The 11,746-nt window shown below is 63.9% G+C and carries 10 protein-coding genes; 8 read left to right on the top strand and 2 right to left on the bottom strand.

All coding sequences use genetic code 11. The annotated features are described in order from the left end of the window. Positions 1 to 378: 378 nt before the first annotated feature. A complete protein-coding gene (locus tag CAL26_RS26730) occupies positions 379 to 1,545 on the bottom strand; it encodes a pyridoxal phosphate-dependent aminotransferase (RefSeq protein ID WP_094849603.1) in 1,167 nt (388 codons plus the stop codon). 396 nt (positions 1,546 to 1,941) lie between these two features. On the opposite strand from CAL26_RS26730, the gene CAL26_RS26725 reads away from it, so the two are divergent. From CAL26_RS26725 to CAL26_RS26695, 7 genes are all read left to right on the top strand, one after another. Continuing rightward, positions 1,942 to 2,148, top strand: coding sequence for a cold-shock protein (locus CAL26_RS26725; protein WP_066641842.1), 207 nt, complete (start codon positions 1,942 to 1,944; stop codon positions 2,146 to 2,148). 1,051 nt (positions 2,149 to 3,199) lie between these two features. Further along, the gene (gene mnmG, locus CAL26_RS26720) at positions 3,200 to 5,116 is read left to right on the top strand and encodes a tRNA uridine-5-carboxymethylaminomethyl(34) synthesis enzyme MnmG (protein ID WP_094849602.1); all 1,917 of its coding nucleotides are present in this window, start codon (positions 3,200 to 3,202) and stop codon (positions 5,114 to 5,116) included. Further along, positions 5,113 to 5,805 carry a 16S rRNA (guanine(527)-N(7))-methyltransferase RsmG gene (gene rsmG, locus CAL26_RS26715; RefSeq protein WP_094849601.1) on the top strand — a complete coding sequence of 231 codons (693 nt, stop codon included), beginning with the start codon at positions 5,113 to 5,115 and terminating at the stop codon, positions 5,803 to 5,805. Before mnmG ends, rsmG begins: the two co-directional genes overlap by 4 nt. After that, positions 5,802 to 6,602, top strand: a complete 801-nt coding sequence (locus CAL26_RS26710; protein WP_094849600.1) for a ParA family protein — start codon at positions 5,802 to 5,804, stop codon at positions 6,600 to 6,602. Before rsmG ends, CAL26_RS26710 begins: the two co-directional genes overlap by 4 nt. 4 nt (positions 6,603 to 6,606) lie before the next feature. Continuing rightward, the gene (locus CAL26_RS26705; protein ID WP_256988595.1) at positions 6,607 to 7,398 is read left to right on the top strand and encodes a GNAT family N-acetyltransferase; all 792 of its coding nucleotides are present in this window, start codon (positions 6,607 to 6,609) and stop codon (positions 7,396 to 7,398) included. Between the two features lie 33 nt (positions 7,399 to 7,431). Next, positions 7,432 to 8,349: a ParB/RepB/Spo0J family partition protein gene (locus tag CAL26_RS26700; RefSeq protein WP_094849599.1), complete on the top strand. Its 918-nt coding sequence runs from the start codon at positions 7,432 to 7,434 to the stop codon at positions 8,347 to 8,349. Beyond that, positions 8,342 to 9,349, top strand: coding sequence for an asparaginase (locus CAL26_RS26695; RefSeq protein ID WP_094849598.1), 1,008 nt, complete (start codon positions 8,342 to 8,344; stop codon positions 9,347 to 9,349). Before CAL26_RS26700 ends, CAL26_RS26695 begins: the two co-directional genes overlap by 8 nt. 47 nt (positions 9,350 to 9,396) lie before the next feature. Here the strand turns inward: CAL26_RS26695 and CAL26_RS26690 are convergent, their stop codons facing one another. Next, positions 9,397 to 10,167 (bottom strand): DeoR/GlpR family DNA-binding transcription regulator, encoded by a 771-nt coding sequence (locus CAL26_RS26690; protein WP_094849597.1) that lies wholly within the window; start codon positions 10,165 to 10,167, stop codon positions 9,397 to 9,399. 188 nt (positions 10,168 to 10,355) lie between these two features. Between CAL26_RS26690 and CAL26_RS26685 the strand changes: the two genes are divergently transcribed. Continuing rightward, entirely contained in the window at positions 10,356 to 11,741 is a 1,386-nt protein-coding gene (locus CAL26_RS26685; protein WP_094849596.1) for a glutamine synthetase family protein, read from the top strand. Positions 11,742 to 11,746 lie beyond the last annotated feature (5 nt).

The raw sequence follows: 11,746 nt of genomic DNA, 5'->3' as shown, positions 1-11,746 counted from the left end.
CCTGGACGGCCAAATTCCGAGGGCGCGTGAAGTCTCCTGTGCATAACTACTATGAAGGACTGCTGTGCAAACGATGTGGATGGCTAGCGAACAAGCCCGCTTTTTCCAGGCAGGCGCAAAGTTGTTCAACTTCAGCCCTCCAGCAGAACATGGCTAGCGCACACCGAAAAACCTCCGTAAGTCCATGACCACGCGAGCAAATCTGAACTTGTCCAGTTATCCACAGACACCCATCACCACCATTCTTTTTATATAAAAGAAAAGAAGAGAAAAAGAGATGGCATCCAGCGCAGTCCCCAGGCTCCCAAAAGAAAAGGCAGCCCGTAGGGCTGCCTTGCGCATACTCCAACTCCCCTTGGTCGCCCAAGGTCCAGGCGATCAGACGCCTTGCAAGCGCTCCAGCGCCTGGTCCAGCGTCTCGTCCCGTTTGGCGAAGCAGAACCGGACGAGCTTGTGGTTGGACTCTGGTGCGTCCGGGGATTGATAGAAGGCCGAGATGGGAATCACCGCGACCCCGTGCTCGGTCGTCAGCCAACGGGCGAATTCGGCTTCCGGCAGATCCGAGATGGCGCTGTAGTCCGCCATCATGAAAAAAGTGCCGGGACTGGGCAGCGGCCGGAAGCGGCTCCGGGCGAGCCCGGCATGCAGCCGATCCCGTTTCGCTTGGTAGAACGTCGGCAGCTGCAAATAGGGGGCAGGGTCGCGCATGTATTCGGCGTACGCGAACTGCATGGGAGACGGAACGGTAAACACCATGAATTGGTGGACCTTGCGCAGTTCCGCAGTCAGATGCCGAGGCGCGCAGCAATACCCCAGCTTCCACCCGGTCGTATGGTAGGTCTTGCCGAACGAAGAGATCACGAACGCGTGTTCGGCCAGCAGGGGGCGGCGCGACAGGCTTGCATGCTCCTGGCCGTCGAAAACGATATGTTCGTAGACTTCGTCGGATACCAGCAGCACCCCCGTGTCCCGGACGATGGCTTCCAGCGCGTCCAGGTCGGCGTCCTGCAGCACGGCCCCTGTGGGGTTGTGAGGGAAGTTCAACATCAGCAGGCGGGTTTTCGGCGTGATGGCGTCGCGCACCCGCTGCCAATCGATACGATAGTAAGGGTCGTCTGACGTCGGAGCACGTAGCGGCACCGGCACCGCCGTGCCGCCCGCCAGCCGGATACCCGGCAGGTAGGAGTCGTAGCAGGGCTCGATCACGACGACTTCGTCCCCGGTGTTCACCGCGGCCAGGATTGTGGCCATCAAGGCCTCTGTAGCGCCGCTGGTGACTGTTATTTCGGTTTCCGCATCGTAGGCATGTCCGTACAGGTTTTGCGTCTTCTCGGCGATTGCCTGCCGCAGTGGCGCGACGCCAGGCATGTAGGGGTATTGGTTATGCCCGTCGGCCATGGCCTTGGTCACCAGGTCGAGCAGCGCGGGATCGGGGTTGAAGTCCGGAAATCCCTGTCCGAGGTTGATCGCCTTGTGGTCTATCGCCAGGCGGCTCATGACGGTGAATATGGTGGTGCCGATATCGGGCAGCTTGGAACGGATCATGGTGGCGAATGGTGGTCGTTGAAGTGGATGCGGTTATGCGGTCTGGACTCGGTGGGGAACCCCGGCCTGGAAGTATCCCACCATCGCCGCCAGCCGCCGCGTCATGCGGTGGCACGACCCTGAAAGCGAGGGGTTTTCAAGCGGTGGGACTCAGATACTTGTGAGCCAAGTTAAAAAAAAACGACATTGGGGTAAACAACTATTTGTCCCGGTCATCACGGCTGAGTATGCTCGTTTCGCCGTTGTATTCAAGTCGAGTGTCTGTCTCGTTTCGCTGCAGGCCTATCCGTACCGGACCCGCTTCGCGTGACCCCCGATATGGTCGTAACACGTTCGCGTCAGCGTCCTTGAATCACATCTGCGCACAGCATTGTGTTTTTATAGGACGTTATAGAAATGGTTCAGAAGGGCAAAGTGAAGTGGTTCAATGCCGACAAGGGCTACGGGTTCATCACCCCCGACGCCGGCGGCGTCGACGTCTTCGCGCATTTTTCGGCAATCCAGGGACGTGGCTATCGCAGCTTGAATGAAGGCCAGGACGTGGAGTTCGAAGTCAAGGACGGCCCCAAAGGTCCTCAAGCTGCTGAGATCCGTCCGCTCTAGGCCGTACCTAACTATCCGAACCGCTTGGTGCGGTGCCAGCTCCGCTGGCCTTTATCGCCCTGGTCGCCTTAGGCTACCGGGGCGTTATGTTTTTGCGGTGAATAACCCTGTGGATAAGCCCGGGATAGGTTGACGGGAATTCCCTACGGCTCCCCCTGGTGGCGGTCCTTCGGGCGCGCCAGGACCACCTGGCGCCAGGTTATTCACAGATTTGGAAGGCGCGCGCTCGCACGCTCCGCGGGCTGGGTTTCTCGTTGGAATCCCCTGGGATGGGTAGTTTTTATATCGTCCTGTAGATACGCGCCCCTTTTTCCCTGGGTTTTTGTAAGTTTCACACGCCTTTTGCGGAATGACGACGAGGCTGCTGCAGCCGGGCGTGCCGAGGGTTGACGGTTGTTCACAAAACTATCCCCAGCGGTGAAGTAGTGATCCCGGCGCGGGGCGCGGCTGTGGGTACATCTGTGGATAGCTCGTTTGCCGAGGGTGTGGCCGCCTTGTCGTTTCGGCCTCCGGCTGGGCGCCCGGCGTCGCCTTTTCCTCGGATTTCAGAGTCACGCTTTGCACCTTTGATTCGCCTGCTGTGAGCAGCCGGGCGCAGGGACTTCTCCTCCGTTTTGTTCTCACCATGTACGCGCTTGATTCAAACGGCTTAGGAGAACCGATCTACGTTCCACGTGGAACATAATCCTCTTCACGCATGTACGGTCGCTGAACTGGGTAATCGGCTTGGAGCTGGAGCCGTCGCGCGTTGGCCACGGTGGGAGGAATGGCGTACGACGCTACCTATCCAAGTATCTATAGTCATACAAGAGCTCAGGCCATTCACGATCTACCGTGATCTAGGGGATGTTCCACGTGAAACATCAGGAACATGAGTCCCGCTGATGTCTCGGTGCTCGGGCGTTGACGTTCCCCGCGTACGGCGTTGTTTCACGTGGAACAGACCGTGTAAACCGACCGACCAGCCGATTAGCAAGTTTCACGAGAAACACTCGTAAGGGCGTCAGCCTCTATAATTGCCCCTTAAAAGCTCTTTCTTCTCTTCAGTACCATGGATTATCCGCGCGAATTCGACGTCATCGTGGTAGGTGGTGGCCATGCCGGCACGGAAGCGGCATTGGCATCGGCCCGCACGGGCGCCAAGACCCTCTTGCTGACCCACAACATCGAGACCTTGGGTCAGATGTCCTGCAATCCGTCCATCGGCGGCATTGGCAAGGGGCATCTGGTCAAGGAAATCGACGCGCTCGGTGGTGCGATGGCCCTGGCCACGGACGAGGCGGGAATCCAGTTCCGCATACTCAATGGTTCGAAGGGCCCCGCCGTCCGCGCGACGCGGGCGCAAGCGGACCGGGTGCTATACCGCAAGGCCATCCGCACCCGGCTGGAGAACCAGCCCAATCTCTGGCTGTTCCAACAGGCCGTTGACGACTTGATGGTGGAAGGCGACCGTGTCGTGGGCGCGGTTACCCAGATCGGCCTGAAGTTTCGTGCCAGGAAGGTGGTGCTTACCGCGGGTACCTTCCTGAATGGCCTGATTCACGTCGGCCTGCAGAACTACACGGCCGGGCGTGCGGGCGATCCTCCCGCCACGACGTTGGGTCAGCGCCTGAAGGAACTCAGGCTGCCGCAGGGCCGCTTGAAGACCGGCACGCCTCCCCGCATTGACGGCCGCACCATCAATTACAGCGTGCTGGAGGAGCAGCCCGGCGACCTCGATCCCATCCCGGTGTTTTCCTTCATGGGCGGCGCGGCCCTGCACCCGCGCCAGCTCCCTTGCTGGATCACGCACACCAACGCCCGCACGCACGACATCATTCGCGGCGGACTGGACAGGTCCCCGATGTATAGCGGGGTCATCGAAGGTATCGGACCCCGCTACTGCCCCTCCATCGAAGACAAGATCCATCGGTTCGCCGACAAGGCCTCCCACCAGGTGTTCCTGGAGCCGGAAGGGTTGGACACTCACGAGGTCTATCCCAACGGTGTCTCCACCAGCTTGCCTTTCGATGTGCAGCTGGAATTGATCCACTCCCTGCCTGGGCTGGAGAGTGCGCACATCCTGCGTCCTGGCTACGCGATCGAATACGACTATTTCGATCCGCGTGGCCTCAAGTCCACGTTGGAAACCCGCGCCATCTCGGGGCTCTATTTCGCGGGCCAGATCAATGGGACCACCGGATACGAAGAAGCCGCCGCGCAAGGGCTGTTGGCTGGCTTGAACGCCGCGCTGGCGGCCCAGGACAGGGAAGAGTGGACGCCGCGTCGCGACGAGGCCTATCTGGGCGTGCTGGTGGACGACCTGATCACGCGGGGTGTCACCGAGCCCTATCGCATGTTCACGTCACGGGCGGAATACCGCCTCAGCTTGCGCGAAGATAATGCGGATATGCGATTGACCGAAGCCGGCCGCAAGCTCGGCTTGGTCGATGATGCTCGCTGGGAAGCCTTCCAACGCAAGCGTGATTCGGTCGAAGCGGAGGTGCAGCGTTTGCGCTCCAGCTGGGTGACGCCGCGGAACCTGCCCCAGGAAGTCGCCGAGTCGCTGCTGGGGCAACAGATTGAACGTGAGTACTCACTATCAGACCTGCTGAAGCGCCCGAATGTCAGCTATCAAGCCTTGATGGCCGCCGCGCTGCCGGATGGCACCCTCGTGGGTGGGCCGGGGCTGGCGGACGGCGACGCCGCCCAGCAGGTGGAAATCCAGGTCAAGTACGCGGGCTATATCGCCCGGCAGCAGGACGAAGTGCAGAAGCACATGGCGCACGAAAGCCAGCGCCTGCCCGACGATCTGGACTATGACGCCGTGCTCAGCCTGTCCTTCGAGGTCCGCCAGAAGCTCAAGGCGCACCGGCCAGAAACCATAGGCCAGGCCGCGCGGATATCCGGCGTCACGCCCGCCGCCATTTCCCTGCTGTTGATCCACCTCAAGCGCCTGCACTACGGCTCGCGCAAACGCGCCGCATGACGCCGGCGCAGGTATCGGGACAGGGCGACCACGACGCCAGGCTCAGGCGAGCCTGCGCGGCGCTGGGACTCGCCCTGACTGATGAGCAGGCCGCCCGGCTGCTGGGCTATCTGCAGCTGCTCCAGCGGTGGAACCGTACCTACAACCTCACCGCGGTCAGGGACCCGGCCCAGATGCTGGTCCAGCATCTCTTCGACAGCCTGGCCGTGGTGGCCCCGCTGGACGGCGCGATGCCGCCCGATGGCCAGCTTTACGACGTCGGCGCGGGCGCCGGCCTGCCTGGCGTGGTGTTGGCCATCATGCGGCCAGGCTGGCGCATCACCTGCATCGACGCGGTCGAGAAGAAGACCGCCTTCGTCCGCCAGGTCGCGGCCGCGCTTGCGCTGCCCAATCTGGCCGCCCTGCATCAGCGGGTGGAACAACTCTCGGCGGGCGGCTGCGACGTCGTGACCTCGCGCGCTTTCGCTTCCCTGCAGGACTTCGCCCGTCTTGCGGGACAGCACGTCGCCCCCGGTGGTACCCTGCTGGCCCTGAAGGGCAAAGTCCCGGACGACGAAATCGAGCAGCTGCATGCCGGACACGCGTGGCGCGTCGTTCGTATCGACCCGGTCTCTGTTCCTGAACTCGACGCGCAACGATGCCTGATATGGATGCGCCGCGATGGCGCAGGTAGTCAAGGAAATCCATGAACCAAACTGAGCCCAGTACAACCGCCCGCGTTTTCTGCATCGCGAACCAGAAGGGTGGGGTCGGCAAGACGACCACGGCCATCAACCTGGCGGCAGGCCTGGCCACCCATGGCAAGCGCGTATTGCTGGTCGATCTGGACCCGCAGGGCAACGCCACCATGGGCAGCGGTATCGACAAGGCAGGGCTGAAGTCCAATCTGTACGAGGTGCTGATCGGCGACACCACCATCGCCGACGCGCGTGTGCGTTCCGAAGTCGGCGGATATGACGTGCTTCCCGCCAACCGTGAATTGGCGGGCGCCGAAATCGATCTGGTGCAGATGGAAGAGCGCGAACGCCAGTTGCGGCATGCGCTGGACACGGTGTCACAGGAATACGACTTCATCCTGATCGATTGCCCGCCGACGCTGTCGCTGTTGACCTTGAACGGCCTTGCCGCCGCGCATGGCGTCATCATTCCAATGCAGTGCGAATACTTCGCGCTGGAAGGCCTTTCCGACCTGGTCAACACCATCAAGCGCGTACACCGCAACATCAACCCGCAACTGCGCGTCATCGGTTTGTTGCGCGTCATGTTCGACCCCCGCATGACGCTGCAGCAGCAGGTGTCCGCGCAGCTCGAGGCGCATTTCGGCGACAAGGTCTTCGCCACTGTCGTGCCGCGAAACGTGCGCCTGGCAGAGGCGCCCAGCTATGGCATGCCCGGGGTGGTGTATGACCGGGCCTCGCGCGGTGCGCAGGCATACATATCCTTTGGCGCGGAGATGATCGAACGCGTGCAGGCCCTGGTGGACTGACGCCGTGTGCGCCGTTGCCGCCATTCCGTCATCCGGTCCCGTCGATAGCGTCGACGCGCTGGCGTTGCGCGTCGAAGAAGCCGCGCTGAATGCCACGGCCGTGCGCGAACAGATGCTCTACGATGGCTGGCTGGTGCGCTGGGCGCCGTCGATCGCCAAGCGCGCGCGCAGCATCAATGTGATCGCCACCCCCTATCGGGATCTGGAAGAAAAGCTGGGGTTCTGCGGCGAGCTCTACCGTCGCGCGCGGCAGCCGCTGATCTTCCGCCTGACATCGGCCAGCCCCGACCCTGGCCTGGATGAGCAGCTCGCCGGGCGCGGATGGCATCGTTATGCCGAGAACGCCGTCATGGTTGCGTCCCTGCGCGGGACACCCGATCCAGCGGCGCCGGGCACGCTACGATACGAGCAGGCCGACGCGGACGGATTCGCGACGATCGCCGGCATGCTGCGCGGCTCCGCGGCGGAACATGTGATGGAACATCGGCAGCGCCTGTCCACCGTGGCCGTGCCCTGCGTCAGGCTGGTCGCACGCGACGATGAAGGCCGCACCGTGGCGACGGGCATGGCGGTGATCGATGGCGACCTCGCTGGCGTCTTCGACGTGGTCGTGGATGAAGGATCGCGGCGGCGCGGATATGCGCGCCAGATCATGCACCGCCTGTTCGACGTCGCCCGCGCCGCCCGCGCATATCTGCAGGTCGAGCAGGGGAATGCCGCCGCGCGGCGGCTCTATGCATCGCTGGGTTTCTCCGACCGGTACACCTATTGGTACCGTACGCATCAACACGAATGAGCGGCCCGACCGGCACGCTGGGAATATCTTCTTATGGCCACCAAAAAACCAAAAGGACTCGGGCGCGGACTTGACGCCCTGCTCGGCGCCGACATGCCCGCCATCGAAACGTTGGGCAAGAGCGCGCCCAAACCGGAAGGACCGCCCAATGTGCTGCCGGTCACCGTGATGCGCGCCGGCAAGTATCAGCCGCGCACGCGCATGGACGAAGGCGCGCTGAACGAGCTGGCGGAATCCATACGCACGCAGGGCATCATGCAGCCCATCCTGGTCCGGCCGCTGAGCGACGGCGCCATGGGCCAATATGAAATCATTGCGGGCGAACGTCGCTTCCGCGCGGCGCAACTGGCGGGATTGAAGGAAGTCCCGGTGCTGGTGCGCGAGGTGCCGGACGAAAACGCCGCGGTGATGGCGCTGATCGAAAACATCCAGCGCGAGGATCTGAATCCGCTGGAAGAGGCGCAGGGGGTCAAACGCCTCCTGGACGAATTCGGCCTGACGCATGAGCAGGCCGCGCAATCCATCGGCCGCTCGCGATCCGCCACCAGCAATCTGCTGCGGCTGCTGAATCTCGCTCCCGCGGTGCAGACCATGCTGCTCGCCGGCGATATCGACATGGGGCATGCGCGCGCCCTGCTGGCCGTCGACGGCGCCACGCAGATACAGCTGGCGAACCAGGTCATTGCCAAGCGCCTGTCCGTGCGCGAGGCCGAGAAGCTCGTCGCCAAGGCGGCGAAGGAATCGGATCCCGTCGTTCGCAAGAAAGGCATCGGGAGTTCGCGCGACGTCGCGCGCCTGGAAGAGGCGATCTCGGATTTCCTGGGCACCCGCGTCAGCCTGAAGATAGGCGCGCGCGAGCGCGGCCAGATCGTCATCGATTTCCACGGTTGGGACCATCTCAACGCCCTGCTGGAAAAACAGGGCCTGTCTGGCGTCCTCGACAATGCCTGAACGCGCGGGCCTGCCTGCCATCGCGGTCCTGGCGACGGGCGGCACCATTGCCGGCGCGCACATGCCGCAGCAGGGTGTGGGTTACGTCGCGGGTTCTTACGACATCGCCACCTTGCTGGCGGCCGTGCCGGCGCTGGCCGGCATCGCCGAGCTGCGGCCGGAACAGATCGCCAATGTCGGCAGCCAGGATATGAACCACGCGGTGTGGCATGCGCTGGCGACGCGCATCCGCGCACTGATGGCCGATGGCGACATCGACGGCATCGTGGTCACGCACGGCACGGATACGCTCGAGGAAACCGCGTATTTCCTCGACCTCACCATGCCATCCGGCAAGCCGCTGGTCCTGACCGGCGCCATGCGTCCGGCCACCGCCCTGGGCGCCGACGGGCCCGCCAATCTATATGCGGCGGTGGCCCTGGCCGGGCATGAATCCGCGCGCGGACGCGGCGCGCTGGTGGTGATGAACGAAGACATCCACGAAGCGCGCGGCGTGCAGAAAGGCGCAGCCACCGGACTTGCCGCGTTCGCCTCACCCGATCGCGGACGCGCCGGCGTCATGCAGGCGGGCGCGCCATGCTTCCATCGCGGGCTCCCTTCGTCGCCGCCCAGCGTGCCCTGGCGCACCGCGGCCTTGCCGCCGCCCGAGCAGTGGCCGCGCGTCGGCATCGTCTACGCCCATGCCGATATGCAGGTGGACGTGATCGACTTCATGGCCGATCGTTGCCAGGGACTGGTGATGGCCGGCGTGGGCGACGGCAACGCCAGCGCGGCGGCCTTGCAAGCGCTGGCCAGGGCGGCCGCGCGGGGCGTCGCGGTCGTGCGCGCGTCCCGCACCCGGCGCGGGCGCGTGGCCCGCAACGTCGAGGTGAACGACGATAGCCTGGGCTTCATCGCCGCGGGCGATCTGAATCCCGAAAAAGCGCGCGTGCTGCTGATGCTGGCCCTGATGACCACCTCGGACCGCGCAGCGCTATGCCGCTGCTTCGAAGACGCCTGAGGCCCGGCAGGACAGGGGCCGGTTGACAGGCGCTCGGCGCCACGGCGTCACGCCAGCACGACGCTGCCGACCGCGCCGGCCAGCATGTCATAGCCTTCCTTGGCCTCGGATTTGCGGTTGGTGATGAGGATGGCGACGCGATCGGCCGCGCAATAGGATGCCCGCGCGTTGATGGCGATGCTGGCGTCTTCGGCGATCACCAGGATGCGGCTGGCATTGGCCGCCATCGCGCGTCCCAGCTCCGCGTGCGCAAGGTCGGCGTGCGTTGCACCATGCCGGGCGTCGAAGCCCGTAGGGAAGAGCAGGGCGGCGTCCGCGGTGTAACGGTGGATTTCCGCGATCGCGCGGTCCCCCTGCGTTCCAGCCAGGGTCGGCAATACCGCGCCGCCCAGCACGAACACGCGGTTGCCGTGCGCGGCATGGTCCTCGCCGGTTGCCACCCGCGTGGCGGCTTCGAAGGAGTTCGTGATCAGCGTGATGCCATGCAGGACGCCCAGGGCGTCGGCCAGCTGCGCCGCCATGGGGCCGGCCTCCATGTACACCGTCTGCTCGTTGGACAGGCTGGCGGCCGCCGCGCGCGCGATACTGCGCGCATGACGGCCATCCGTCGGGCGCGGGCCGGTGCCCGGTGCGACGTCCTCCGGCAGTACCGCGCCGCCGTGGGACCGACGCAATGCACCCAGTTCTTCCAATGCGATCAGATCGCGCCGCACGGTTTCGCGCGATACGCCCAGTTCATCGATGATGCGATCCGTCGACACGCTACGCATGGCCTCGAGCATTTTGCGTATCCGCTGATACCGTTCTTCCTGCCACATGATGACCCGTCTCATTGCGTCGGGGCTATGTTTGCAAACTTGCGGCGAGGTGTCCAGACTCGATCGCGGGCGGCCGCCCGCCGGACGCCCGATACACAAAGCTTCACACAAGGCCACAGACGGCCACACCAGTGCCGCCTCGTCGCCGCGACGCTTATGGTTTCGACTCAGCCAGGGAGGGTCGCACCATGCAGGCAGAAGGGGTAAAAAACGCGGACGACGCCGCACGGCTGGTCCAGTCCAGCGCGCTGACCCATATCAAGGTCGGTCTTTCGGATATCGACGGGGTCATGCGCGGCAAGTATCTGCGCAAGGAAAAATTCCTGTCGGCGCTGAATTCCGGCTTGGCGTTCTGCGACGTCGTGTTCGGTTGGGACGTCGAAGACCAGCTCTACGACAATGGGCGCTACACCGGATGGCACACCGCCTACCCGGACGCGCAGATGCGCATCGATCCGGCCACCTGCCGCCGGCTGCCGTTGGAACAGGGATATGGCGGAGAGGACATGCTGCTGTTCCTGGCGGACTTCACCGGCCCGGCGGCGGAAGTCTGTCCGCGGCAACTCCTGCAGCGGGTCATCCAGCGCGCGGAGGACATGGGCTACGACGCATATGCGGCACTGGAATACGAATTCTTCATGTTCCAGGAAACCCCGCAGTCCGCGCGCGAAAAAGGCTATCGCGACCTGCGGACCTGGACGCCCGGCAACTTCGGCTATTCCATGTTGCGCAGCACGGTCAATAGCGACTTCTATCGCCAGCTGCTGGAACTGTCCGAGTGCATGAACATGCCCATCGAAGGCCTGCATACGGAAACGGGTCCGGGCGTGCTGGAAGCCGCGCTCGCCGTGGACCGCGCCGCGGCGGCCGCGGACAAGGGCTTTCTGTTCAAGACTTTCACCAAGGCGCTGGCCCAGCAGAACGGGCTGATGGCGACCTTCATGGCCAAATGGTCGCATCACCATTCCGGCCAGAGCGGCCACATCCATCTATCGCTGCGCGACCGCGCCACCGGCAAGTCGGCATTCCTCGATCCCGCGCAGCCGCACGGCGTCGGCGCCACCCAGAGCGCCTTCGTCGCGGGCCTGCAGCGCTATCTTCCGGAATTCATGGCACTGTACGCGCCGACCATCAACAGCTACTCTCGCCTGGTGCCCGGATTCTGGGCGCCGCTGGATGCGACCTGGGGCGTCGAAAACCGCACGACGGCATTGCGCGTCATTCCCGGGAGCGACAAGTCGCAACGCGTGGAGCTGCGTATCGGCGCGGCGGATGCGAATCCTTATCTGGCCGTGGCGGCGGCGCTTGCGTCAGGGCTGCGCGGCATCGAAGAGCAATTGCGGGCCGAAGCGCCCGTCACGGGCAATGCCTATGAACAGCAGTTCCCCGATCACTTGAAGCTGCCCACCACGCTATGGGAAGCCGCGCAGCGCCTGAAGCAATCCGAGGCGGCACGGGCCTGCTTCGGCGATCTCTTCGTCGATCATTACGCCGCCACGCGCGAGTGGGAAGAACGCATGTTCCGGCGCCATGTGACGGACTGGGAGCTGGCGCGTTACTTCGAAATCATCTGAGGCCA

It is taken from the genome of Bordetella genomosp. 9 (assembly GCF_002261425.1).
In the GTDB taxonomy this organism is placed as follows: domain Bacteria; phylum Pseudomonadota; class Gammaproteobacteria; order Burkholderiales; family Burkholderiaceae_B; genus Bordetella_C.
Note: the sequence above shows the minus strand (reverse complement) of the source record. Positions and strands in the feature narration are given on the sequence as shown.